Below are 25,459 nucleotides of genomic sequence, written 5' to 3' on the forward strand. Positions count from 1 at the left end.
AAAGTTATGGCGGGGCGTATTGCCTATCGTGCGAGCGGCGGTGCGCCGCGGTCGAGCGCTAGATCAGCGTCGGAAAATCGGATCGGCGTCCGCAGCCCGGCGATCGGCCGCGTTGCATTCGGCGCCAGCACCATCCCGCGTGCCACGACCTGCGGATCGTTCAACGCCTGCGCCACCGTGTTGATCGGCCCCGCCGGCACGCCCGCGGCCTCTAGCCGTGCGAGCAGATCGTCGCGATCGAACAGCCGGCAGCGTTCCTCGATCAGCGCGAACAGCGCGTCGCGATGCTCGATGCGCCCGGCATTGCTGTCCCACCGCGCATCGGGGGCGATCCCGACGATGCCGGCGAAGCGGTGATATTGCGCGTCGTTCCCCACCGCCAGGATGAACCAGCCGTCGCGCGTTGGAAACACGGCATAGGGACTGACGTTCGCGTGCGCATTGCCCATCCGCGGCGGGTTCTCGCCGCTCGCGAAATAGTTGGCCGCCTGGTTGGCGAGCACTCCCACCATCGTGTCGAGCAGCGCGCAGTCGACGTGCTGCCCCCTGCCTGTCCGCTCGCGCATTGTCAGCGCTGCCTGGATGCCGATCGTCGCGTACAGCCCGGTCATGATGTCGGCGAAGGCAACACCGATCTTCTGCGGCGCCCCATCGGGTTCGCCGGTCAGCGACATGATTCCCCCCATCCCCTGGACGATGAAATCGTAGCCGGCGCGCGCGGCATAGGGCCCGTCCTGCCCGAAGCCAGTGATCGAGCAATAGACGAGCCGCGGATGCTCGGCTGCCAGGCTCGCGTAATCAAGGCCGTATTTGGCCAGCCCACCGACCTTGAAGTTCTCGATCACCACGTCGGCATCCGTGATCAGCGCCTTCACGCGGGCGACATCGTCGGGATTGGTGAAATCCGCGACCATGCCGGTCTTGCCGCGGTTGCAGGCGTGATAATAAGCCGCGGCGCGCTCGCCGCTGTGCTCAACGAACGGCGGCCCCCAGGTGCGCGTATCGTCCCCCGCGGGGCTTTCTACCTTGATCACCTCGGCACCGAGATCGGCGAGGATCTGCCCTGCCCACGGCCCAGCCAGGATGCGCGCGAGCTCGACGACCTTGATGCCGCGCAGCGGAGGCTCACGCATGGCTCAGAACGCCGCGATCCCCGTGATCGCCCGCCCCAGGATCAGCGCGTGAACGTCGTGCGCGCCCTCGTAGGTGTTGACCGTCTCGAGGTTCATCACGTGGCGCATCACCTGATACTCGCCCGAGATGCCGTTGCCGCCGTGCATGTCGCGCGCGACGCGCGCGATATCGAGCGCCTTGCCGACGTTGTTGCGCTTCACGATCGAGACCATCTCGGGCGCGAACCGCCCCTCGTCCATCAGTCGTCCGACGCGTAAGGACGCCTGCAGGCCGAGCGCGATCTCGGTCTCCATGTCGGCGAGCTTCTTCTGGTAGAGCTGCGTCGCCGCGAGCGGCCGGCCGAACTGCTGGCGGTCCAGCCCGTACTGCCGCGCGGCGTGGAAGCAGAATTCCGCCGCACCGAGCGCCCCCCACGAAATGCCGTAGCGCGCGCGGTTGAGGCAGCCGAACGGCCCCTTCAGCCCCTGCACGTCGGGCAGCAGCGCGTCCTCGCCGACTTCTACCTCATCCATCACGATCATGCCGGTGATCGACGCGCGCAAGCTCAGCTTGCCCTGAATCTTCGGCGCCGACAGCCCCTTCATGCCCTTCTCAAGCACGAAGCCGCGAATGCCGCCGCCGTGCGCGTCGCTCTTCGCCCAGACGACGAAGACGTCGGCGATCGGCGCGTTCGAGATCCACGTCTTACTACCCGAGATACGATAGCCGCCATCAGTCTTCAACGCGCGCGTCTTCATGCCCCCGGGATCGGAGCCGGCATCGGGCTCGGTCAGGCCGAAACAGCCGATCCACTCGCCGCTCGCCAGCTTCGGCAGGTATTTGCGCTTCTGCGCCTCCGAGCCGTAGGCGTTGATCGGGTACATGACGAGGCTCGACTGCACGCTCATCATCGAGCGATAGCCCGAGTCGATCCGCTCCACCTCGCGCGCGACCAGTCCGTAGGCGACGTAACTCGCGCCGACCCCGCCATATTCGTCCGGAATCGTTGGACCGAGCAGTCCCAACTCGCCCATCTCGCGGAAGATCGCGGGATCGGTATGCTCGTTGGCGAAGGCGTCGATGATCCGCGGCGCCAGTTTTTCCTGCGCATAGGCGCGCGCGCTGTCGCGCACCATCCGCTCGTCCTCGCTCAGCTGCTCGTCGAGCAGGAACGGATCAGCCCAATCGAACGCGCCCATGCCGGCCATGCACTCACTCCACCTGACGTGCGGGCATCATGCCCTGTCCCGCCGAACCGGACCGGCATGGCCGATCGGCCACGCAGCCCTGCCCGCGATCTGCGCGGCACCGGGCCGGCGGGTTTGCGAAGTGGCTATAGCCGCTCAGCCAGGCGAGCCAAGCGTGTGTGCATATTTCGGCTGGTCGATCGCGATCGTATCGAGCGCCGTCGCCTTGAGATGCGCGATCAGCGCCGGATCGTCTGGCGCCACCGTGCCGGACCGGATCGCTTCCACCAGCGCCCGGTCGAGCTCGTCACGATCGCCGTCGCGTCCGAGCAAGGCGCTCATCCGCGTCACCGCACGCGCGTCGGCGGCGGGGCTCAGCGCCATGTCGCGCGCCGCGATCTCGAGCGCATTGCGCGCGACGCGCAGCCCGAACACGCTCGCGCTGCCGTCGACCGGCAGCCACGTCGCAACGCCGGCGACCAATTCCTGCGCCGTCGGATGCGTAATCATGCCGCATTCCTCTCGATGATCGCGACGATGTCGGCCTCGGTCTCCGACAAGCGCCGCCCGATCACGCCGCGCTCGGGCCCGGCGGTCGGATCGGCGGCGAAGCTCGCGTACATTCCCATCGTCATCACCCCCCATTTGAGGCTGCCGAGCATCGACCAGAAATCGACGCGCGCCGCCGAGATCGGCTCGCCCCCCGCCTCGACATAGCCGGCGAGCAGATCCTCGATGTCGCCGAAGCCGCCGACGTAGCGGTCGGGCCGCCCGAACTTCCAGCTACTGGTGCACAGCCAGCCGAGATCCTCCGCCGGATCGCCGATGTGGACCAGCTCCCAGTCGAGCACCGCCGCGAGCCCCGCCTCGGGATCGACCATGATGTTGCCGTTGCGGAAGTCGCCGTGCACGAACCGCGGCGTCACCGGCTCGGTCGGCAGCCGCTTCTCGAGCCAGCGGAACGCCGCCTCGATCGTCGGGCGGACGTTGCCCGTCGCGCGCCAGGTCGCCTCGTAATTGGCGAGCGTCGTCGCCGCATCGGTGCGGTCGAGCCCGTCAAGCGGTTCGACCGCGTGGATCCGCGCCAGCGCCGCGCCGCACTGCCGCGCCAGCTTGCCGCGCGCCGGCTCGAACGCGGGATCGCTGGTGATCTTCTTGCCCAGCGTCTCGCCGCCGATACGGCGCATGACATAGGCCTCGTCAAGCCCGTCCGCCGCCTCGTCACACACGTAGGTGACATCGGGCGCCGGCACTCCGCCCGCCACAGCGCGCGCGATCGCCTCCGCCTCGCGGCGCAGCGGCGGCTTGTTCACGGCAGTGCTTTCCACCGCGCGCGTGCGCCGCCGCAGGATCAGCGGCACCGCGCCTCCCGGTCCCACCGCGTCGAACGCCCATGTCTCCATGCTCGCCCCGCCGGTCAGCCGTACCAGATTGTCGATTCGCTCGGCGCCCTCGGCCATGCGTGGAGCGAGCGTCGATAGCCGCCGTGCCAACTCGTCCTTCGAAAGCCTCTCCGCCATGGTTCCCCGGCACCGTTGATTTAGGGGCTGTAAATCCTGCCTGAGCGCGCTACGCAAGTTAAAAGGATCGACTTAATTCGGGAGAGGGCCATGGATTTCGGACTGCCGCAGGATCTGCTCGACTATCTCAAGGAGCTGGATGCCTTCATCGAAGCGGAGATCAAGCCGCTCGAGGATGCCGACGACAACGTCCGCTTCTTCGACCACCGCCGCGAATATGCGCGTACCGATTTCGAGGCCGGCGGCCTGCCGCGCCACGAATGGGAAGAATTGATGCGCGAGGCGAAGCGCCGCGCCGACAAGGCCGGCCATCTGCGCTTCGCGATGGACCCCAAGTTCGGCGGCAAGGGCGGTTCTAATTTGTGGATGTGCGTGATCCGCGAATACCTCGCCGCCAAGGGCCTCGGCCTCCACAACGACCTGCAGACCGAGCATTCTATCGTCGCCAACAACCCCTTCGCCAAGATGTTCGACGATTTCGGCACCGAGGAGCAGAAGGAGGAGTTCATCACCGGCACGCTCAATGGCACGCGGCGCGTGACCTTCGGTTTGACCGAACCGTATCACGGATCGGACGCGACCCACATGGAGACGCGCGCCAAGCCCGAGTCGCGCAACGGCGTGCCTGGCTACGTCATCAACGGCGAGAAGATGTGGACGACGGGCATGCACGTCGCGACGCACTGCGCGCTCTTCGCGCGTACCAGCGGTGACGACGGCGCGGCGAAGGGCATCACCTGCTTCCTGGTGCCGACCGACGACGAAGGCGTGAAGATCGAGGAATATCTCTGGACCTTCAACATGCCAACGGATCACCCGCGCGTCAGCTTCACCGACGTATGGGTGCCGGAAACGACGATCTTCGGCGATCCGGAGAACGGCCTGCCCGTCGCGCAGGCCTTCGTGCACGAGAACCGCATCCGCCAGGCCGCTTCTTCATTGGGCGCCGCAACCTACTGTATCGAGGAATCGATCCGCTACGCGCGACAGCGTAAGCCGTTCGGCGAGGATCTCGCGCGCAATCAGGCGATCCAGTTCCCGCTGGTCGAGCTCGCGACGCAGGCCGAGATGCTGCGCCTGCTGATCCGCAAGACCGCGTGGGAAATGGATCAGATGCCGCACCATGAGGTTGAGAAGCGCCTCTCGGACAAGGTGTCGATGTGCAATTACTGGGGCAATCGCCTGTGCTGCGAGGCGGCCGATCGCGCGATGCAGGTCCATGGCGGCATCGGCTATTCGCGCCACAAGGCGTTCGAGCACATCTATCGCCACCACCGCCGCTATCGCATCACCGAGGGCGCGGAGGAGATCCAGATGCGCAAGGTCGCCGCATTCCTGTTCGGCTACCTCGGCCCGCGCCGGCAGGAGTTCAAGGAACTCGACTGGAACGACGTCGACTATCGCAACAGCCAGATCCGACCACGCTCGGGCAAGCAGGCGCTCGGCAGCGTCTTCTGATCGGCACGCGCCGCCGCGGCACGGTATTCGGCCGCGGCGGCGATTCCAGCTTATTGGTGGAGGCTTGCGAGACGGGCCGATCCGCCATAACATCTGTTACGTTAGCGCGCCGGTGACGGCGCCTTTGGGGAGAGGACAATGCTCAAGACGCGGTTCACCGAAACCTTCGGTATCGAATATCCGATCGCCCAGGGCGGTATGCAGTGGGTCGGCAAGGCGCACCTCGTTGCCGCCGTCGCCAATGCCGGCGCGCTCGGCTTCATCACCGCGCTGACGCAGCCGTCGCCCGAGGCGTTGGCGGACGAGATCAAGCGCGCACAGGATCTCACCGACAAGCCGTTCGGCGTCAACCTCACTGTCTTCCCGACGATCAACGCGCCCGATTACAACGCTTATGCACAGGTGATCATCGACGCCGGCATCAAGGTGGTCGAGACCGCCGGCACGCCCGCGGTCGCCGAGCAGTGGGAGATGTTCAAGGCCGCCGGTGTCAAGATCATCCACAAGTGCACCAGCGTGCGCCACGCGCTGTCGGCCGAGCGCAAGGGCGTCGACGCGATCTCGATCGACGGCTTCGAATGCGCCGGCCATCCGGGTGAGGACGATATCCCCGGCCTGATCCTCATTCCCGCCGCGGCGAACAAGGTGAAGATCCCGATGCTCGCGAGCGGCGGGTTCGCCGACGGGCGCGGGCTCGTCGCCGCGCTCGCGCTCGGTGCCGACGGCATCAACATGGGCACCCGTTTCTGCGTCACGCAGGAGGCGCAGATCGCCGACAGCTTCAAGCAGAAGATGGTCGAGAACGACGAGCGCGCTACCAACCTCATCTTCCGCACGATGCACAACACCGCGCGCGTGATGAAGAACGCCGTGTCGGACGAGGTGGTCAAGATCGAGCGTGCCGGCGGGGCGCAGTTCAGCGACATCCAGCATCTCGTCGCCGGCAAGCGTGGACAGGACGCGATGCACGCCGGTGATACCGATGGCGGCATCTGGTCCGCCGGCATGGTGCAGGGCCTGATCGACGACGTACCGACGGTGAAGGAACTCGTCGACCGTATCGTCGCCGAGGCCGAGCAGATCATCGAGAGCCGCTTGCAGGCGATGGTCAGTCGCTACGCCGAGGCCGCGGAGTAGGCGTTAAGCTGATTCAGATCAGTTGCAAGGCGTCGGCCGCTTTGCCATGCGTCGCCGGAGCAGTGTGGTTTCGCTGCTCCGGAGTGGCGTAAAGGAGCCGAATGGCAACGCGCAGCGAGCGGGCGGCGCCCGATGTTACTGAGTGCGATCGTGAGCCGATCCACATCCCCGGCGCGATCCAGCCGCACGGCCTCGTCCTGATCGCCGATCCTGCGACGCGGCGCGTCGTGGCAGGAGCCGGGCGCCTCGAGCAGGTGTTCGGCGACGATTGGCTGGGCGGATCGCTCGACACGATGATCGCGCAGGACGTTTCGGCGCTCCTCTCGACACTGGTCGCCGGGCCCGGCGGCACGATCCGCGGCGCCACGATCATGCTGCAGGATCGCCGGTTCGACGTCACAATCCATCAGGCGGCGCCGTGGCTGATCGTCGAACTCGAGCCTGCGTCGGCCGAACCGCTTCTCGCCGGTGAGATGCTGTCGTGGATGGATTCGATTGCCGCAGGCTTCGAACGGGCGGCAACGATCCCCTCGCTCTGCGCCCGCGCGGCGATCGCCTTTCGCACGCTGACCGGGTTCGACCGGGTGATGATCTATCGCTTCCTCGACGACGATGCCGGGCGCGTCGTCGGCGAGGATCGCGATCCCGCGCTCCACAGCTTCATGAACCATCACTTCCCGGCTAGCGACATCCCGCGCCAGGCGCGCGCGCTCTACGTGCGCAATCGCACGCGCGTCATCCCCGATGCCGGGTACGAGCCCGCTCCGCTTCGCCCCGCCGGGTTCGAGACGGTCGATCTCAGCGACGTCGCGCTGCGCAGCGTGTCGCCGATCCACGTCCAATATCTGCACAACATGGGCGTCGCCGCCTCGGCATCGATCTCGATCGTCAAGGACGGCATCCTGTGGGGCATGATCGCGTGCCATCATCGCACGCCACGCATCATGCCGCTCGACGTGCGGCTGGCGGGCGCGGCGCTCGCCGGCGGGCTTGCCCGGCAGATCCGCACCAAGGAAGAAGCGGAAAGCTATCGCGAGCGGCTGGCGCTCCGCATGGCCGAAGACTCGCTCGTGCCTGCGCTCAAGCCGTCGCTGCGGCGCGCTGTGGCCGACCGGCACGAAGAAATCCGCCGCATGATCGACGGCGACGGGCTCGCTCTGATCCACTCCGACGGCATCGAGATGTATGGCCACTGCCCGGAGCGCGCCGACGTCGCCGCGCTTGGCCGCTGGCTCGTCGGACGCAACAATACAGATATCCTGGCGACCCGTCATCTGACCGAGCTGATGCCGGGGTCGGAACGCTTCGCCGACCGCGCAAGCGGCATTCTCGCGCTACCGGTACCCGAAGAAGGCGCGACGCTGATCTGGTTCCGCGTCGAACAGGTCGAGGAGATCGAGTGGGCGGGCAATCCGCACAAGGGCGTCGCGCTCGATAGCAACGCGCAGCTGACGCCGCGCACGTCGTTCGAATCGTGGCGCGAGTCGGTGCATTGCCGCTCGCGGCGATGGACGCTCGAGCAGGTCGAGGCCGCGCACCGGTTGCGCCGCGCGATGCGCGAGGCGAGCGATGCGCGCGAGCGGCTACGTCTCTATCGCGATCTCGAGCGTGCGATCGTCGAAAAGGACGCGGCACTCGTCCAGAAGGACGTGCTGATGAAGGAGGTGGACCACCGCGTCCAGAACAGCCTCCAGCTCGTCCAGGCGTTCCTTACGCTGCAGGCGCGCGACGCCGGCCCCGGCTCCGTCGCCGATCAGCTGATCGAGGCGGGCTCGCGGCTGTCTGCGGTCGCGCTGGTCCACCGCCGGCTTTATCGCGACGATCAGATCGAAACGATCGACCTTGCGCGCTACCTAGAGGATCTGGTCGAGGATCTGAAGGGCTCGCTCGGCATGCAATGGGCGCCGCACATGTCGATCAACCTCGATCCGATCCTGATCCCCACCGATCGCGCCGTGAACCTGGGCCTCATTGCCGCCGAGCTCGTCATCAACGCCACCAAATATGCCTATCCCGGCGGTACCGGCCCGATCGAGATCGCGCTGGAACAGCATCGCAACCGGTTGCGGCTGATCGTCGCGGATCACGGGGTCGGCGTATCGGGGGATCGGCGCGGCTTCGGCAGCCGAATGATGAACGCGGTGATGGCGCGGCTCGGCGGCGAGTTGGAGCAGGTCGACAATGCGCCCGGCCTGCGTACGATCGTCACCGCGCCGATCGAGGACGCGACGAGCTAGCCCACCGGCGCATGCTCGGCGCGGGCGGCAGCATCGTAGAGTTCGAATGTTCGAAGCGCGCCGTCCACCATCGCGGCGTGCCAGGCGTCGTCCTCGCCCGCAGCGGCCGCATCGATCGCTTCGCGAATCAGACGCCACTCGCCCGGCAGGTGTGTCGCGCCGAGATAGGCGCGCGGAAGTCCGGGACCGACCATCTTGGCGAGCATCCCGCCGCCGAGCCGTGATCCCTCGATGACGTACAGCGCGCCCCAAGCGGCTGCAGCACCGCGGCTTAGTGTCACAGCCGCGGGCGGCATCGCAACGTCGAGCGCCGCCAAATCGGCAGCCAGTGCCGGCATACGGCGCCGAAGCGTCGGCCATATTGTCGCGGCCTGCGTCTCGGCTGCCGGCAGCGCACGGGCATGCGATCGCAGGAAGGCGGCATAGGCCATGTGATCATGTAAATCATGCGATCCGAACGCGGCGTCGACCATCGCGTGTGCGGCAGCGGTTTGGGAACGGAGCAAGGCGATCGCGGACATCGCATGCGCGATGCCGTATCGGGCAGCGAACGTCGAGCACGATCATCGCCTGGAGGGCGTCGCGCCTTGATCGTGGTACGGGCGGTCGGACTCGAACCGACAAGTTGTTGCCAACGGCGGATTTTGAGTCCGCTGCGTCTACCATTCCGCCACGCCCGCGTGGTTCAGGCCCGCGCCATTGCCACGATCGGCGGGCGCGCGTCCAGCCTTGTCAGCGTTTAAGCAGGAAAGCGCATGCGCCGGGGGGCGCCATCATCCTTGGCAAGCCCGACCGGCTTGCGCGCGCGCTGCGGATCGATCGTGCGATCGAATGCGATGCCGGCGCGCCCCTCGGTTTGCCAAGCTACGCGGCCGGTAAGCCAGCCCAGCCCGCGCAACTCGATCTCGACAGCCGAATCAGGTTCAACCGGCTCCGGCAGTTCAGCCATCAGCCCGCCGGCGGACAGGTTGCGCACCCGCACCTGCCGCTCCTCGCGCCACCCATTCACCTTCAGCCGCGCGTGAAGAAAGAGGCTGTCACGCCCGCGCGGCTCGCCATCGGCGGAAACAGCCTCGGTGAAGACACTGGCACGAACGGATTCCATGATCGCTGACTATGGCCCCAATGATTGACGAAGTCTCAACAACGCCCGCGATCAATCCTCGCGCGACACCTTTTCATGCCGCTCGTGCCGTTCCTGCGCCTCAACCGTCATCGTGGCGATCGGCCGCGCTTCCAAGCGACCCAGGCTGATCGGCTCGCCCGTCACCTCGCAATAGCCATATTCGCCGTCTTCGATACGGCGCAGCGCGGCGTCGATCTTGCCGATAAGCTTGCGCTGACGATCACGCGTACGAAGCTCGATCGACCAGTCGGTCTCGCTGGACGCGCGATCGTTGAGGTCCGCCTCACGCAGCGAATCGACTTGAAGTTGCGATAGCGTTCCCAGCGATTCGCGCAGGATCGCTTCCTTCCATGCAAGCAGCTTGTTGCGGAAATACAGCTGATGACGCGGATTCATGAACGGCTCGTCGGCGTGCGGGCGATACCCGTCGTCTGCGTCGTTTGCCGCATCACGGCCCTGGTAGTCCGGTTCGTCCACGCGATTATACGCCGTCGCCATCGACTATCTCCCCGCCCGCGTCAGGGTGTCGTCAGCACCACCGCGCCCCTTGCGGGGCCTATAGTGATGCGTTTTCGAACCCACAAGCGCCCGCGAACGCAACTTTTGCGATGGCGGACAGGCGCTTGACGTAAGCTGAACGTCGCACACCAACGCGCGGCCGTGTCCTGAAGCGTCCCCTGCTGGTACGTTAACCATGATCCGGCCGGCGCATTACCGCAAGAATCGTCCATGGACGTCGCAATGATGGTTAACGGCGTTGCGCTTAATTCTTTGTTCCGCACTTTAGCTCATAGCAGCCTCGTCGTTGCGACAGGACCAGAACGGCGGTGACGTCGTCATTGAGCGAAGAGAGTGACATCATGTCGGTGCGGATGGCTTTAGCGAAACTCTGTGCATGCACCGTCGGTGGCGCAGTCGTCGGCGGCGGCGCGGTCCACGTGGCGGAAACGCAGAAGGCACGAACGGCGTACACCAAGGTCGCGAAGGTCGCGCCGAAGCGGGTTGCGAAGCGCGTCGTCCGCCGCAGCAAGGTACGCCGCATCGTCACCACGACGACCGCATCCTGTGCGCCGGCCGTCGTCACCGTAGCGTCGCAGGCAGCGCCAATCCCCGTTCCGCTGCCGGCCAGCCCGGTGCTGGCCTCCGGCGGTGGACAGGTGGCGCCGGTGATCGGCGGCGGCGGCGGTTTTGGTGGCGGTGGCTTCTTCGCCGGCGGGTTCTTCGGCGGCTCGGGAGGAAGCGGGTCGAGCGGCATCGTCATCTCGTCCACGTCGAGCTCGAGCAGCTCGTCGTCGAGCAGCGGCGGCAAGATCGATATCGACATCGATAACAAGAACGAGAGCAACAACCACAATTCGAACCACAACGAAAACAACAACAGCAATCACCAGGAACAGAACCAGGGGCAGCAGCAGGGCCAGCAACAAGGTCAGCAGCAGGGGCAAGGCCAGGTCCAGATCGACTACGGATCGTCGTCGAAGGGCTGGGGATCGGATCACGGCGGGTCAAAGCCTCCGGTGCCCAGCAGCAGCGGTAACAGCAGCGGCAATCCGTCGCCGGTTCCCGCGCCGCCGATGCTGGTCCTGTTCGGTGCTGCCGCGGCAGCGTTGATCGCGCGGCGCAAGCTGGCCAAGCCTATCGCCGCCTGACCCAGTCGCCGACAAGCAAAAGGGCATCGCGCCACCCGGCGCGGTGCCCTTTTTCATTTCCAGTCGCGGGAAGATCAGCCGTCGAGCAGCGCCTTTTCGATGTCTGCGATAGGATGACCGGTCAGGTCCTTTGACAGCTCGCCGCTCAGCCGGTTGCTGACCTCTTTGTGATAGTGTTTGCGCAACTCGCCCAGCGTCTTGGGCGGCGCGACGACGATCAGTTTCTCGAAGTCGTTCGCCAGTGCGCGCTTCTTCAGCAATTCAGCGGCATCGGCCGCGAAGCGATCCTCTTCCAGCTGGTGAAAATCGGTCTCGCCCAGCGATCCGCGCGACGGCGCGAATTGCGCCCCGCCGCCGCGTGCGTGGTTCGATCCGTTCTGCGCCACCGCTGGCGCGCCCGGCCCCGACTGCGTCGACGAAGCGGCGCCGGCGGCATCGGTCTTCTGGTCGCGGTCGGCGGGATTGCTGCGTTCCTCGGCATGTTCAACCGTCAGGTTCGGATAGACGTCGTCACCCTCGTTGCGAAGGAACAGCAGCTTGCGCCCGTCGGCGACCAGAACGACGGAATTGTGCGGCACGTGCATGGCATTGGCTCCTGTGGTTGCTGTTCGCGGTACGAACGCCCCGCTTGGCGGCTGGGTTGCCTCCCCCCGACCGCCCCGGCATAGCGCCCGCGCCATGCTCGACATCCGCTTCATCCGTGACGATCCCGCCGCCTTCGACGCCGCCATGCAGCGTCGCGGCAATGCAACCCGTGCCGATGCGGTGCTCGATCTCGATCGTCGCCGCCGCGAGGTCGTGACCGAGCTTCAGGTCGGTCAGGCACGCCGCAACGAGGCATCGAAGGCGATCGGCGCCGCCAAGGCGGCCAAGGACGAGGCAGCGGCCGCCGCGCTGATGGCGGAGGTCGCGACGCTCAAGCAGCGGCTGCCCGAGCTTGAGGCGCAGGACGGCGCGCTGACGACCGAGCTCGACGGCCGGCTCGCGACGCTCCCCAACTTGCCGCTCGCCGACGTGCCCGACGGCGTGGACGAGAACGACAACTTGCTGATCCATGAGCGTGGCACCCGACCGGCGTTCGACTTCACGGTGCGCGAGCATGACGCGATCGGCCCCGCGATCGGCCTCGACTTCGAAACCGGCGCGCTGCTCTCGGGTGCGCGTTTCACGTTGGTGCGCGGCCACGCGGCGCGTCTCGCCCGCGCGCTCGGCCAGTTCGGGCTCGACGTGCTGACGCGCGATCATGGCTATGAAGAGGTCGTGCCCCCGCTCCTCGTCCGCGACGAAACGATGTTCGGCACCGGCCAGCTGCCCAAGTTCGCCGAGGACCTGTTTCGCACCACCGACGGGCGCTGGCTGATCCCGACCAGCGAGGTCAGCCTCACCAACATCGTGCGCGAGAAGATCCTCGCCGCGACCGATCTGCCGCTGCGTTTCACCGCCCTCACCCCCTGTTTCCGCTCGGAAGCCGGCGCGGCGGGGCGCGATACGCGCGGCTTCATCCGCCAGCATCAGTTCGATAAGGCCGAGATGGTCTCGATCGTCGAGCCCGATCAGTCAGAAGCCGAGCACGAGCGGATGACCGGCGCCGCTGAGGACGTTTTGACGCGGCTCGAACTGCCCTTCCGCCGCATGAAGCTGTGCACCGGCGACATGGGCTTCTCCGCCGCGCGTACCTACGACATCGAAGTATGGCTGCCCGGCCAGGATCGCTACCGCGAAGTATCGTCTTGCTCGACCTGCACCGACTTCCAGGCACGCCGCATGAATGCCCGTTTCCGCCCGGATGGCGAAAAGGCGACTCGCTTCGTCCACACGCTCAATGGCTCGGGGCTGGTGGTCGGCCGCACGATCGTCGCGATCCTCGAGAATTACCAGCAGGCCGACGGATCGGTCGCGGTGCCGGCGGTGCTGCAGCCGTATCTCGGCGGGCTCAACCGGCTGGAGCCGCGCTGATCGCCGCGCTAGATCAGGCGTCGATGCGGATCACCCTTCCATCTGCGCTGCTGCTCGCGTCCACGCTCGCGGCGTGCATCCCGTCGGTCGACCGGCCGGCCTATCCGGCCGACGCCCCACCGCCGGCCGATCGCCCCCGCGACATGCCGCGCGCGTGGGATCGTCCCGGCGAGGATGACGATCGCCGGGAACAGGCGCCGCGCGACGGTGACGCCAGCCCGCGCCAACCGGACGAGGTTGCGAAGCTGCCCGCGCCGCGCCCCGCGTGGGAGGCGCGTTCGGTTGCCGCTGACGCGCGCGACGTTGCCGATCAGGTCTATGTCGTGCGCCCCGGCGACTCGCTGCGGCTCGTTGCCGAACGGCTTGGTGTCGGGGCCGACGCGGTCGCGCGCGCCAATGGGCTGGAGGCGCCCTACACGATCCGCACCGGTCAGCGGCTAACCATCCCTGGCGGCCGCTACCATCTCGTCCGCGCCGGGCAGACCGGTATCGCGATCGCGCGCGCCTATGGCGTCGAATGGTCGCGGATCGTCACCGCCAACGCGCTTGTCGAACCTTTCATCCTGCGGACCGGCCAGCGCGTGCTGATCCCCGGCGACGCGCGCCCGCGCTCCGCGGCCGAGCGTGCCGCCGCCTTCCGGCTCGAGATTGACGACATCATCACCGGCGGCGAGCCCGCGATCGCCGCCAATCAGGCGCCCGCCAAGCCTGTCACCACCGCGCGTCGCGTGCTGCCGGCGACCGTCGCGGTCGCCGCGCCAACCGCGAGCCCCGGTCGTTTCCTCTGGCCGGTCGACGGACGCATCGTCAGCCGCTTCGGCGCGGGCGCGAGCGGCGAGCGCAACAATGGCATCAAGATCGCCGTTCCGGTCGATACGCCGGTGAAGGCGGCAGCGGACGGCACCGTCGCCTATGTCGGCGACGGCATCGCCGCGCTCGGCGGGCTCGTCATCGTGCGTCACGGCGACAATTGGACCAGCGTCTACGGTCACGCCTCCAAGCTGCTCGTTCAGCGCGGCCAGGCGGTGAAGAAGGGCCAGACGATCGCGCTGTCAGGCGACACCGGCTTCGCCGACCGCCCGGAAGTCCATTTCGAGCTGCGGCGCGGCCGCACGCCGGTCGATCCCACCGGGCAGCTGCCGCGCCGCTGATCCGCGGCGCGGCGGCGTGCCGTGCCGCCTCCCTTGCGACGCGCTGCCGGGACGGGCATGTGCCCGCACGTCATGACCGATCATCAGTCCGATTTGCTCCGCACGCTCACCGAGCGCGGCTACGTCCATCAGATGACCGACGCGGCGGCGCTCGATGCGCTCGCCGCGCGCCAGGTGGTGCCCGGCTATATCGGCTTCGATCCGACCGCACCGTCGCTCCACGTGGGCAGTCTCGTCCAGATCATGCTGCTGCGCCGGTTGCAGCAGACCGGTCACAAGCCGATCGTGCTGATGGGCGGCGGCACCGGCAAGATCGGCGATCCGTCGTTCAAGGAAGAGTCGCGCCAGCTGCTCACCGACGATCGCATCGCACACAACGTCGCTTCGATCCGCCGCATCTTCGAACGCTTCCTAACGTTCGGTGACGGCCCGGCCGATGCGGTGATGGTCGACAATGCGAACTGGCTCGACACGCTCGAATACATCCCCTTCCTGCGCGAGGTCGGCCAGCATTTCTCGGTCAACCGCATGCTGTCGTTCGATTCGGTGAAGTTGCGGCTCGAACGCGAGCAATCGCTCAGCTTCCTCGAATTCAATTACATGATTCTGCAGGCCTACGACTTCCGCGAGCTGTCGCAGCGCCACGGCGTGCGGCTGCAAATGGGCGGCAGCGATCAATGGGGTAACATCGTCAACGGCATCGAGCTCGCGCGTCGTATGGACGGCACCGAGGTGTTCGGCGTGACCACCCCGCTGCTCACCACCGCCGATGGCACCAAGATGGGCAAGACGGTGGCGGGCGCCGTCTGGCTGCACGAGGATCAGCTGCCACACTTCGATTACTGGCAGTTCTGGCGCAACGCCGACGACCGCGACGTCGGCCGCTTCCTGCGCCTCTACACCGACCTGCCGATGGACGAAATTGCCCGCCTCGAGGCGCTGCAAGGCGCAGAGATCAACGAGGCGAAGAAGATTCTCGCCAACGAAGCCACTGCCATGTGCCGCGGCCGCGAGGCAGCGGAGCAGGCGGCGGAGACCGCGCGCCGCACGTTCGAGGAGGGCACCAGCGGTGACGGGCTCCCGACCTTCGCTGCAAGCGGCGAAGTGGCGCTAGTGGACGTGCTCGTCGGCCTCGGCTTCTGCGCGTCGAAGGGCGAGGCCCGCCGCCTGATCAAACAGGGCGGCGCGCGTGTGGGTGCAGACAAGGTGACCGACGAAGCGGCGACCGTGACGGTCGGGGCCGAGCCGGTGCGCGTCTCGGCCGGGAAAAAGAACCACGGGCTGCTGATCGCCGGGTAGCCTCAAGTCTTCCTTCCTATCATAGCGAAGGAGGAAAACTGAGCCTGTTGGACGTGGTGGCGGGTATAGCGAAGAGCGCCATCAGCGCCGAACCAGGAACACCCCCGCCACCACGAGCGCCAGCCCGGCCAACCTCGTCAGCGTCACCGGCTCCTGCTTCAATCCCAGCCACCCGAAGTGATCGAGCACCACCGCCATCGACAGCTGCGCCGCAAGCGTCACCGTCAGCGTCACCGCCAGCCCGAGCCGCGGCGTCGCATAAGCCACTGCCGCCACGAACACGACGCCGTACAATCCGCCGATCCACGCCCACGGCGGCGCCTGGCGAACCATCGCCACCGGTGTGCGGTCGAACAACGCCCAGATCGCCAACAATAGGGTCACCCCGCCGGTGAACGACACGAGCGAGGCGAACCATATTGAGCCGGTCGACCGCGCCAGCATCGCGTTGCTCGGCGATTGCATCGCCACGCACAGGCCAGCGAAAGCGGCGAAGAGCAGCGGGAAAAAAGCAGCCATGGCCGGCGCGGCTATCAGCCCGACCGCAGCAGCGCCACACCCGCCTCGCGCTCGAACAGGTAGAGCGCCACCCGCGCCGCCTGCCCGCGCGCGCCCGCCAGCCCGCCGTCGCGATCGATCAGCAGCCGCGCATCGTCCGCCGCGATCGGCAGCAGCTCACCCAGCAATTCCGGCGTCGCGAGCCGGAACGCCGCTTCACCCGACTGCCGCGTGCCGAGAAGCTCGCCCCCGCCGCGCAGCCGCAGATCCTCCTCGGCGATGCGGAACCCATCGTTGGTTTCGCGCATCAGCGCCAGCCGCGCACGCGACGTCTCGCTCAGCGCATTGCCGCGCATCAGCAAACACCGCGATTGCCCCCCGCCGCGCCCGACGCGCCCGCGCAGCTGGTGCAATTGCGCCAGCCCGAAGCGATCGGCATGTTCGATCACGATCAGCGTCGCATTGGGCACGTTGACGCCGACCTCGATCACCGTCGTCGCCACCAGCACGCCTAGCTCACCGCCGGCGAAGCGCGCCATCACCGCGTCCTTCTCCGTCCCGCGCATCCGCCCGTGAACGAGGCCTACGCGATCCCCGAACCGCGCCGCCAGCGTCGCCGCACGATCCTCGGCCGCGGCAAGATCGCTTTTCTCGCTCTCCTCCACCAGCGGGCACACCCAATACGCCTGCTTGCCCTCGGCCAGGTGCCGGCCGAGCGCGTTGACCACCTCATCGAGCCGCTCTTCGCTGATCACCCGCGTCTCGACCGGCTCGCGGCCCGGCGGCATTTCGTCGAGCCGGCTCTGGTCCATCTCGCCATGCTGCGCGAGGACGAGCGTGCGCGGGATCGGCGTCGCAGTCATCGCCAGCAGATGCGGCGTCGTCTTGCCCTTCGCCGACAGCGCCAGCCGCTCGGCCACGCCGAAGCGATGCTGTTCGTCGACCACCACCAGCCCCAGGTCGCGATAGGTCACCGCCTCCTGGAAGATCGCGTGCGTGCCGATCAGGATATCGATCGAGCCGTCCGCCAGTCCCATCAGCGTGCTCTCGCGCACGCGTCCCTTGTCGCGCCCGGTGAGCACCGCGAGATTGATCGGCAAGCCGGCGAGCGTCTCGCGCAGCGTCTCGTAATGCTGCCGCGCAAGGATCTCGGTCGGCGCCAGCAGCGCGCCCTGCGCCCCCGCCTCCACCGCGATCAGCAGCGCGAGCGCCGCGACCAGCGTCTTTCCCGATCCGACATCGCCCTGCAGCAGCCGAAGCATTGGCGCGTCCTGCGCCAGGTCGCCCTCGATCTCGCTAATCGTGCGCGCCTGCGCACCCGTCAGTGCATAGGGCAGGTTCAGCCGGTCGCGCAGCCGCCCGTCGCCGCGCAGCCCCCGCCCGCGCCGCTTGCGCGTATCCTGCCGCACCAGCGCCAGCGCGAGCTGGTTGGCGAACACCTCGTCATAAGCGATTCGCGCCCGCGCGACCGCATCGGACGGATCGGCGTGAATGCGCGCCAGCGCGTCCTTCCACGCCGGCCAGTCGCGCTGCGCGAGCAGGCTCGGCTCGATCCACTCGGGCAGGTCGGGCGCGCGCTCGATCGCCTGCGCGACGAGCCCGCCGACCCGCCGGGAGGTCAATCCTTCCGACAGCGGATAGATCGCCTCGCGCTCCCTGAACCCGGCACCTTCCTCGAGGACCTCGGGATGGATGATCTGTAAATCCTGGCCGTATTGCTCGACCTTGCCCGAAATACGCACCTGCTCGCCGACAGTGTAGAGCTTGCGCACCAGTCCGCCCGAGCGCCCGAAATAGACGAGGCTGACGATGTTGCCGTGCCTGTCCGCCGCCTGCACCCGCGTCGGCGCGCGCGGGCTGGATGAGGTACGCACGTCACGCACCGTCAGCGTGATCGCGATCGTGCGGCCAACGTCTTGCCCCATCAGCTCGTCGCGCGGAATCCGATCGATCCACCCGCTCGGTAGGTGGAACGCGACGTCGACGACGCGTGCCAGCCCCAGCCGCTCCAGCGGCTTGGCGAGCGCCGCCCCCACCCCCTTCAGGGCGGTTACCTCGGCGAACAGTGGATTGAGGATATCGGGACGCATGACTATCTCTGCCCCGATAGCCCCTAAGCCGACCGCGCGAAACCGCGGCCGGCCCATCGCCGTTGGAGCCTGCATGGATCAAGACACCCGCCTGAAGCGCACCCGCTTCCGCGCCTGGCACCGCGGCACGCGCGAGGCCGATTTCATGATCGGCGGTTTCTTCGATGCGCATCACACGGACTGGAGCGAGGAGCAGCTGCAATGGTTCGAGCGGCTGCTTGAGCAGCAGGACGTCGACATCATGGGATGGGCGATCGGATCGATCCCCTGCCCGCCCGAATGGGACGGCGAGATGATGCAGGCGATGCGCGCGGTTGATTTCGCCGTCGCCATTCCTGGCAGCCAGCCCGGCGCCTGACCCTTCGCCGCTCATCACGAACGGACACGCTTTGCCTGATCTGAAGACGATCCTCACCGCCGCTGCGCCCCTCACTTTGTCGGGCGTGCCGAGCGGCTTTCTCCCCAGCCTGCTCGCCGATCTTGCCCGCGCCGCGAAGAGCCGCGCGGTCTTCATCGCCTCCGACGAAGCCGCAATGCGTGCGATCGCCGCCACCGCGCATTATTTCGCGCCCGAGATCGAGATCGTCGAATATCCGGCGTGGGACTGCCTGCCCTACGACCGCGCCTCCCCCACCCTGCGCGTCATGGCCGAGCGCATCGGCGCGCTCCACAAGCTGCAGGCGAAGCCCAAGGGCCCGCAGCTCGTCCTCACCACCGTCAACGCCGCCACGCAGCGCACGCTGACCCCGTTCCGCATCCGCCAGCTCGTCGCCAATTTGAAGCCGGGGGAGCGCATCGCCCGCGACAAGCTCGCCGCGCTCCTTTCCGCCAACGGCTACGTCCGCACCGACACCGTCCACGACGCGGGCGAATATGCCGTTCGCGGCGGCTTGGTCGACCTTTTTCCCTCGGGCGAAACCCAAGCGCTGCGCCTCGACTTCTTCGGCGACGAGATCGAGAGCGTCCGAACCTTCGATCCCGCCGACCAGCGCACCACCGGCAAGATCCCCGGCTTCACCCTCCTCCCCGCCTCCGAGGCGCTGCTCGATGAGGAAAGCATCAAGCGCTTCCGCAGCCGCTATCGCGAGACGTTCGGCGCCACCGCGACGGGTGACCCGCTCTACCAGGCAGTCAGCGAAGGCCGCCGCCTCGCCGGCATGGAGCATTGGCTGCCGCTGTTCGAGGAGCGACTGGAGACCCTCTTCGACCATCTCGGCGACGACGCACTGATCGTCCGCGACGGCGGCGTGAAAGCGGCGGGCGAATCCCGCTTTGAGGCGGTCGCCGACTATTACGAGAACCGCAAGCGCGCCGAAGCCGCCCAGCCCGGCAGCTACCGCGCGCTCCCTGCCAAGACGCTCTACCTGCCGCCCAAGGAGTGGGAGGACGCGCTGCTTGCTGCGACCGCGCACGTCACCACCCCGTTCCACGAGCCCGAATCCGCCACCGTCATTGACTTCGCCGTCGCCGGCCCGCGCGATTTCGCGCCCGAACGCGCCGCCAACACCAACGTCTACGAAGCCGTCGTCGATCACCTCAAGGCGCTGCGCAAGGAGGGCCGCACGCCCGTCCTCGCCAGCTACTCCCCTGGCGCGCGCGATCGGCTCGGCAATCTACTCAAGGATCACGGCCTCTCCGGCGCGAAGGCGGTCGAAACGTGGCAGGAGGCGCAGGGCGTTGGGGAAACGCAGACCGCGCTGATCGTCCTCCCGCTCGACCACGGCTTCACCGCCCCCAAGGTCGCCGTCCTCACCGAACAGGACATGCTCGGCGACCGCCTGGTGCGCCGCGCCAAGCGCCGCAAGTCAGCCGACGCCTTCCTCGCCGAGCTCGCCACGCTCTCGCCGGGCGATCTCGTCGTCCACACCGATCACGGCATCGGCCGCTACGTCGGGCTGACGCAGGTCCCCGTGGCCAAGGCGCCGCACGATTGCGTGCAGCTCGAATATGCCGGCGGCGACAAGCTCTACGTGCCCGTGGAGAACCTCGAAGTCCTCTCCCGCTACGGCTCGGGCGAGGAAGGCGCGAGCCTCGACCGGCTCGGCGGCGAGGCATGGCAGCGCCGCAAGTCCAAGATGAAGGAGCGCATCCGCGAGATCGCGGGTGAACTTATCGCCACCGCCGCGCTGCGCGCGCTCCGTCAGGGCGAAGTCGCCGAACCGGACTCGAGCGGCTACCCCAGCTTCGTCGATCGTTTCCCCTATCAGGAAACGGACGACCAGGACCGCGCGATCGAGGAAACGCTGGCGGACCTGTCCGCCGGCAAGCCGATGGACCGGCTGATCGTCGGCGACGTCGGCTTCGGCAAGACCGAGGTCGCGCTCCGCGCCGCCTTCGTCGCTGCCATGGCCGGCATGCAGGTCGGAGTGGTCTGCCCCACCACACTCCTTGCGCGCCAGCATTACAACAACTTCACCGCCCGCTTCGAAGGCTTCCCGATTCAGGTCGGCCGCGTCTCGCGCCTCGTCACCGCGGCGGAGACCAAGCGCGTCAAGGAAGGCCTCGCAGACGGGACGATCGACGTTGTCATCGGCACCCACGCCCTCCTCGCCAAGAACGTCGACTTCAAGCGCCTCGGCCTCGTCATCGTCGACGAGGAACAGCGCTTCGGCGTCACGCACAAGGAACGCCTCAAGACGCTCCGCGCCGACGTCCACATCCTCACGCTCACCGCGACGCCGATCCCGCGCACGCTGCAGATGGCGATGTCGGGCCTGCGCGAACTCTCCGTCATCCAGACGCCCCCGGTCGATCGCCTCGCGGTGCGCACCTATGTCATGCCCTGGGACCCGGTCGTCCTGCGCGAGGCGCTGCTGCGCGAACATTATCGCGGCGGGCAGAGTTTCCTCGTCACCCCGCGCGTCGCGGACCTGCCCGACATCGAGGAGTTCCTGCGCAAGGAAGTGCCCGAGATCCGCTACGTCATCGCCCACGGCCAGATGGCGGCGAGCGAGGTCGAGGAGCGGATGAGCGCCTTCTACGACAAGAAGTTCGAGGTGCTCGTCTCCACCACCATCATCGAGAGCGGCATTGACATCCCGTCTGCCAACACGATGATCGTCAATCGCGCCGACCGTTTCGGTCTGGCGCAGCTCTATCAGCTGCGCGGCCGCGTCGGCCGGTCGAAGACGCGCGCCTACGCCTATATGGTCACGCCCCCTGAGCGGATGATGACCGACGCCGCCGAAAAGCGCCTCAAGGTCCTCTCCGATCTCGACAGCCTCGGCGCCGGCTTCCAGCTCGCCAGCCACGATCTCGACATTCGCGGCGCGGGCAATCTGCTCGGCGACGAACAGTCCGGCCACATCAAGGAAGTCGGCTACGAACTCTACCAATCGATGCTGGAGGAGGCGATCATGGACGCCAAGGCCGGCGGACTCGCCAACCGCCCGCGCGATTTTTCGCCGCAGATCACCGTCGACGCGCCGATCCTGATCCCGGAGGAATACGTTCCCGACCTCGACCTGCGCATGGCGCTCTACCGCCGCCTCAATGAGCTCGACGAGAAGCGCGAGCTGGAGGCCTTCGCGGCGGAAATGATCGACCGCTTCGGGCCACTGCCGGAAGCGACCGACAATCTCGTCAAGGTCATCGAGATCAAGATGAACGCCAAAGTCGCGTGCGTGGCCAAGATGGACGTCGGCCCCAAGGGCGCGCTCGTCAGCTTCCACGACGACAAGCCGCCCAACATCCCGGGCCTGCTGGCCTACGTCGACAAGCTTGGCGGCATCGCGAAACTGCGCCCGGACTCGAAACTGGCGCTGACCCGCAACTGGTCCGACCCGGCCGCGCGGCTGCACGGCGCGCTGCAACTGTCGAAGGGACTGGCGAAGGCGGCAGGGTAGAGATCGCTTAATCGATCAACTTAGACGCTTGTCCCTCGTCGTACGATCTTGACGGTGCCTACGGAGGTGTAGGCGCCGGTGGAGCCGAGCGGATTGGCTCTCAAACCTAAGCATTAACAAACAAGAGATATTTTTCTGAGTATCGATACAGTTGTATAAGCCGTTTTAATTAGCTGCGGCAGCGCGCGGCCCATCAATCGTTCGGCCCTACGCCCGGCCAACTCATAGACAGCGTCGCGAGCCGATCTGTCAGAGCAATCGCAATTTCTAGCTCAGCATACGCTTCGATCATAACCGAGTGGAGCCTAGCTCCTTGAAGCATGGCACTGGCCATCATCATCAGGTGCATCTTCCGCTCTAACTTACTTATCTCTCTCTGGCCTGCATCCATTCTTGGATTGGTCACGCCACGGAGGATAGACAATCCCGTAACATGTGACGAGACACTCGATAGCATCTTATGGAAGCTGTATAACTGAGGCACCCCACCTCGTTCCGCAAGCTCTCTCCAACGCAAAGTAGCGGGCTTAGCTCCCTCTGGAAGTCTAGCCTGTAGAAAGCGCAGCGTCGCCTCTCCCTCCCTTACTAGGTCATAAGCCTCTTCACCTCGATGAACCTTGATCTGCCCCTGAATCGTAGCAGCAGCATCCCTGCTCATTAGAAGAACGAATTCCTCTCTGAGCTTTTCATTGGCGGCGAGACATATAGCGGTTTCAACAGCAGACCTTAGTACTATATTTGCCTCGACATGTAAGTTCATCTTCCATAAGGCAGTATATCCCCGTTGATTGCTCCAAAGACGCTTATAAAGCATGATAGAAAACATTTTTGGATCAGTATTTAGCCCCTCGATGGCGGTTGATATCCTCCAAAGCCTTTCGGCTAGCTTTGAGATATCGTCATATATCAAGAGCTCATCAGCGGAGGGTTCGATCATGAGAGTAACTTACCGCCGTCCTTCGATCCCGCCAAACCCCTTACGACCAATTTTCGAGTGAGATTTGCGAGAGGGCAATCAGACAGTTCTGCGCGACCATTTACCCCCGTACTCGACCTGCCCAACCTTACACGATTATGACACGCCTAGCGCGACCGGCATTATTCCGCGCGATCCATTTTCCCGGCGTTAGCGTGTCACGGTAGCAGGACCATGGCTGGATCGGCCTTGTCCAGAATAACCAAATAAGGCTTAGAAAATGGTCGGTGTCGCAAGCTGTTCTACGCGCCCGCCGCGACTTAAACTCGTATCCATTCGCCACCCCATCCAAACCGCGAATGTTGACATCCGTAGTAGAAAACACCTCCAGCGCCTCAACTTTCTCAACATTCGCGCCAACATCGCCCCCGCAACCCACCCGTTCCCTTCCCTCCGCAACCCGCCTAAATGCCCACGATGACCCACGACATCCACGTCATCGGCGGCGGGCTCGCCGGGAGCGAGGCCGCCTGGCAGCTCGCCGAGGCCGGCCACAAGGTCCGCCTCTCCGAAATGCGCGGCTCTGGGGAGAACACCCCCGCGCACCACACCGATCACCTCGCCGAGCTCGTCTGCTCGAACAGCTTCCGCTCCGACGATGCGGAGAGCAACGCCGTCGGCCTGATCCACCAGGAGATGCGCGCATTGGGCTCGCTGATCTTGACGCAAGGCGACCGGCACAAGGTCCCCGCCGGCTCTGCACTGGCGGTCGACCGCGACGGCTTCTCCGCTGGCGTCACCGCCGCGCTCAACGCGCACCCCAACATCACGATCGTGCGCGAGCGGATCGACACGCTTCCGCAAGGCCCCGCGATCATCGCCACCGGCCCGCTCACCGCCCCCGGCCTGTCCGAGGCGATCGCCGGCGAGACGGGGAAGGACGCGCTCGCCTTTTTCGACGCCATCGCGCCCATCGTCCACCGCGACACGATCGACATGGACAAGGCCTGGTTCCAGTCGCGCTGGAACAAGGGCGACGGCACCGATTACATCAACTGCCCGCTCACCCGCGAACAGTATGACGCCTTCGTCGAAGGGCTGCTGGCGGGCGAGAAGAGCGTGCCGCGCGAATGGGAGAATGTGCCCTATTTCGAAGGCTGCATGCCGATCGAGGTAATGGCGGAGCGCGGCCGCGAGACGCTGCGCTTCGGCCCGATGAAGGGCGTCGGCCTCGACCAGCCCGGCACCGCCTCGGACAAGCACCCGCAGGGCCGCTGGCCCTATGCCTGTGTCCAGCTGCGCCAGGACAATGCCGCCGGCACCTTGTGGAACATCGTCGGCTTCCAGACGAAGCTCAAGCATGCCGAGCAGGTCCGCCTGTTCCGCACCATCCCGGGCCTGGAAAAGGCCGAGTTCGCGCGCCTCGGCGGCCTCCACCGCAACACCTTCCTGCGCTCGCCCGAGCTGCTCGATCCCGAGCTGCGGCTGAAGTCGCGCCCGAACGTCCGCTTCGCCGGGCAGATCACCGGCTGCGAAGGCTATGTCGAAAGCGCCGCGATCGGCCTCTTGGCCGGCCGCTTCGCCGCGGCGGAGCTTGCGGGTGGGTCGATGGCCCCGCCCCCCGTCGAGACGGCGCTGGGCGCTCTCCTCAATCACATCACCGGCGCCGCGGTGGCGGAAACGTATCAGCCGATGAACGTCAACTTCGGCCTCTTCCCGCCGATCGAGGGCCGCACCAAGAAGGCCGATCGCAAGAAGATGTACACCGATCGCGCACGCGCCGCGCTGGCGGGGTGGCTCACCGCCTAATTACCGTCGTCGGCGCTCGCTTGGGGACAGACGCATCGCGGCTTCGCCTTGCGCTTCACTGCCGTAGTGGCGAACTCGGCGCGGTCCATCACGCCCGACTTGTCGCGATCGGCAGCGGCGAACTTCGCCGTCGTCTTCGCCGCCCACTCGTCGAACGACAGCCGGCCGTCACCGTTGGCGTCGAGCTTCGCGAACGCCTTGCGCCGGGAGACGAGATATTCGTCGCGCGTGATGCGGCTGTCGCGATCCTTGTCGTAGCGGTCGAAGCGCTTCTCCTCGCGCGTCCGCTCGGTCGCTTCGGGCACCGGAGCCGCGGGCTCATCGCCCGCCGTGTCGGCGCGCAGGGGGGCGGGCGGCGGGGGCGGCAGCACGGGATCGCTTGTTGCGCGGCTCGAGAACAGCAGCCAGCCCGCCGCCACCATCAGCAGCGCCGCCATACCTCCCGCCAGATATCGCCACATCGCCCCG

At 66.6% G+C, this 25,459-nt stretch carries 22 protein-coding genes and 1 tRNA gene; 10 read left to right on the plus strand and 13 right to left on the minus strand.

The features are described 5' to 3' along the window. Positions 1–23 precede the first annotated feature (23 nt). From F1C10_RS04905 to F1C10_RS04920, 4 genes are all read right to left on the minus strand, one after another. Positions 24–1,133: a CaiB/BaiF CoA-transferase family protein gene (locus F1C10_RS04905; protein ID WP_185209288.1), complete on the minus strand. Its 1,110-nt coding sequence runs from the start codon at positions 1,131–1,133 to the stop codon at positions 24–26. A 3-nt stretch (positions 1,134–1,136) separates the two neighbouring features. Further along, positions 1,137–2,321 (minus strand): acyl-CoA dehydrogenase, encoded by a 1,185-nt coding sequence (locus F1C10_RS04910; protein WP_185209290.1) that lies wholly within the window; start codon positions 2,319–2,321, stop codon positions 1,137–1,139. Between the two features lie 135 nt (positions 2,322–2,456). After that, complete coding sequence (locus tag F1C10_RS04915; RefSeq protein ID WP_185209292.1) at positions 2,457–2,810, minus strand: DUF6285 domain-containing protein; 354 nt, start codon at positions 2,808–2,810, stop codon at positions 2,457–2,459. Beyond that, entirely contained in the window at positions 2,807–3,820 is a 1,014-nt protein-coding gene (locus tag F1C10_RS04920; RefSeq protein WP_185209294.1) for a phosphotransferase family protein, read from the minus strand. The genes F1C10_RS04915 and F1C10_RS04920 overlap by 4 nt, the downstream gene beginning before the upstream one ends. Before the next feature lie 90 nt (positions 3,821–3,910). On the opposite strand from F1C10_RS04920, the gene F1C10_RS04925 reads away from it, so the two are divergent. The 3 genes from F1C10_RS04925 to F1C10_RS04935 all read left to right on the plus strand — a co-directional run bounded on the left by F1C10_RS04925 (position 3,911) and on the right by F1C10_RS04935 (position 8,652). Further along, positions 3,911–5,278, plus strand: coding sequence for an acyl-CoA dehydrogenase family protein (locus F1C10_RS04925; RefSeq protein WP_185209296.1), 1,368 nt, complete (start codon positions 3,911–3,913; stop codon positions 5,276–5,278). A 138-nt stretch (positions 5,279–5,416) separates the two neighbouring features. Next, on the plus strand, positions 5,417–6,415 hold the full coding sequence (locus F1C10_RS04930; protein ID WP_185209298.1) for a nitronate monooxygenase family protein: 999 nt from the start codon (positions 5,417–5,419) through the stop codon (positions 6,413–6,415). A 101-nt stretch (positions 6,416–6,516) separates the two neighbouring features. Further along, entirely contained in the window at positions 6,517–8,652 is a 2,136-nt protein-coding gene (locus F1C10_RS04935) for a histidine kinase dimerization/phosphoacceptor domain -containing protein (protein WP_185209300.1), read from the plus strand. Here F1C10_RS04935 and F1C10_RS04940 read toward each other — a convergent pair. The 4 genes from F1C10_RS04940 to dksA form a co-directional block, all read right to left on the minus strand. Continuing rightward, positions 8,649–9,173, minus strand: a complete 525-nt coding sequence (locus tag F1C10_RS04940) for a hypothetical protein (protein WP_258043076.1) — start codon at positions 9,171–9,173, stop codon at positions 8,649–8,651. The two genes, F1C10_RS04935 and F1C10_RS04940, sit on opposite strands and share 4 nt — an antisense overlap. 73 nt (positions 9,174–9,246) lie before the next feature. Then, a tRNA-Leu gene (locus tag F1C10_RS04945) sits at positions 9,247–9,332 on the minus strand. Positions 9,333–9,391: 59 nt separating this feature from the next. After that, entirely contained in the window at positions 9,392–9,757 is a 366-nt protein-coding gene (locus F1C10_RS04950; RefSeq protein ID WP_185209302.1) for a PilZ domain-containing protein, read from the minus strand. Between the two features lie 51 nt (positions 9,758–9,808). Beyond that, complete coding sequence (gene dksA, locus F1C10_RS04955; protein WP_185209304.1) at positions 9,809–10,276, minus strand: RNA polymerase-binding protein DksA; 468 nt, start codon at positions 10,274–10,276, stop codon at positions 9,809–9,811. A gap of 362 nt (positions 10,277–10,638) precedes the next feature. Between dksA and F1C10_RS04960 the strand changes: the two genes are divergently transcribed. Further along, the gene (locus tag F1C10_RS04960; protein WP_258043077.1) at positions 10,639–11,427 is read left to right on the plus strand and encodes a hypothetical protein; all 789 of its coding nucleotides are present in this window, start codon (positions 10,639–10,641) and stop codon (positions 11,425–11,427) included. Between the two features lie 74 nt (positions 11,428–11,501). On the opposite strand, the gene F1C10_RS04965 is transcribed toward F1C10_RS04960, so the two are convergent. Then, the gene (locus tag F1C10_RS04965) at positions 11,502–12,011 is read right to left on the minus strand and encodes a host attachment family protein (protein WP_185209306.1); all 510 of its coding nucleotides are present in this window, start codon (positions 12,009–12,011) and stop codon (positions 11,502–11,504) included. A gap of 94 nt (positions 12,012–12,105) precedes the next feature. On the opposite strand from F1C10_RS04965, the gene serS reads away from it, so the two are divergent. From serS to tyrS, 3 genes are all read left to right on the plus strand, one after another. After that, positions 12,106–13,383, plus strand: a complete 1,278-nt coding sequence (serS, locus tag F1C10_RS04970) for a serine--tRNA ligase (protein ID WP_185209308.1) — start codon at positions 12,106–12,108, stop codon at positions 13,381–13,383. Between the two features lie 23 nt (positions 13,384–13,406). Next, positions 13,407–14,534, plus strand: coding sequence for a M23 family metallopeptidase (locus tag F1C10_RS04975; protein WP_185209310.1), 1,128 nt, complete (start codon positions 13,407–13,409; stop codon positions 14,532–14,534). 72 nt (positions 14,535–14,606) lie between these two features. Then, the gene (gene tyrS, locus F1C10_RS04980) at positions 14,607–15,833 is read left to right on the plus strand and encodes a tyrosine--tRNA ligase (RefSeq protein ID WP_185209311.1); all 1,227 of its coding nucleotides are present in this window, start codon (positions 14,607–14,609) and stop codon (positions 15,831–15,833) included. A gap of 81 nt (positions 15,834–15,914) precedes the next feature. On the opposite strand, the gene F1C10_RS04985 is transcribed toward tyrS, so the two are convergent. Then, complete coding sequence (locus F1C10_RS04985) at positions 15,915–16,352, minus strand: DMT family transporter (protein WP_185209313.1); 438 nt, start codon at positions 16,350–16,352, stop codon at positions 15,915–15,917. A 14-nt stretch (positions 16,353–16,366) separates the two neighbouring features. Continuing rightward, positions 16,367–18,421, minus strand: a complete 2,055-nt coding sequence (gene recG, locus F1C10_RS04990) for an ATP-dependent DNA helicase RecG (protein ID WP_185209315.1) — start codon at positions 18,419–18,421, stop codon at positions 16,367–16,369. A gap of 73 nt (positions 18,422–18,494) precedes the next feature. Between recG and F1C10_RS04995 the strand changes: the two genes are divergently transcribed. Both F1C10_RS04995 and mfd read left to right on the plus strand, forming a co-directional pair. After that, positions 18,495–18,779 carry a succinate dehydrogenase assembly factor 2 gene (locus F1C10_RS04995; protein WP_185209317.1) on the plus strand — a complete coding sequence of 95 codons (285 nt, stop codon included), beginning with the start codon at positions 18,495–18,497 and terminating at the stop codon, positions 18,777–18,779. Between the two features lie 31 nt (positions 18,780–18,810). Next, positions 18,811–22,266 carry a transcription-repair coupling factor gene (gene mfd, locus F1C10_RS05000; protein WP_185209319.1) on the plus strand — a complete coding sequence of 1,152 codons (3,456 nt, stop codon included), beginning with the start codon at positions 18,811–18,813 and terminating at the stop codon, positions 22,264–22,266. A gap of 193 nt (positions 22,267–22,459) precedes the next feature. Here mfd and F1C10_RS05005 read toward each other — a convergent pair whose 3' ends face one another. Beyond that, complete coding sequence (locus F1C10_RS05005) at positions 22,460–23,203, minus strand: hypothetical protein (RefSeq protein ID WP_258043078.1); 744 nt, start codon at positions 23,201–23,203, stop codon at positions 22,460–22,462. A 456-nt stretch (positions 23,204–23,659) separates the two neighbouring features. Here F1C10_RS05005 and trmFO point away from each other — a divergent pair, with 456 nt between their 5' ends. Next, positions 23,660–24,991, plus strand: a complete 1,332-nt coding sequence (gene trmFO, locus F1C10_RS05010) for a methylenetetrahydrofolate--tRNA-(uracil(54)-C(5))-methyltransferase (FADH(2)-oxidizing) TrmFO (RefSeq protein ID WP_185209321.1) — start codon at positions 23,660–23,662, stop codon at positions 24,989–24,991. Here the strand turns inward: trmFO and F1C10_RS05015 are convergent. Next, on the minus strand, positions 24,988–25,452 hold the full coding sequence (locus F1C10_RS05015) for an EF-hand domain-containing protein (protein WP_185209323.1): 465 nt from the start codon (positions 25,450–25,452) through the stop codon (positions 24,988–24,990). The two genes, trmFO and F1C10_RS05015, sit on opposite strands and share 4 nt — an antisense overlap. Positions 25,453–25,459 lie beyond the last annotated feature (7 nt).

Origin of the sequence: Sphingomonas sp. NBWT7, from assembly GCF_014217605.1 — a bacterium.
Classification (GTDB): Bacteria; Pseudomonadota; Alphaproteobacteria; order Sphingomonadales; family Sphingomonadaceae; genus Sphingomonas.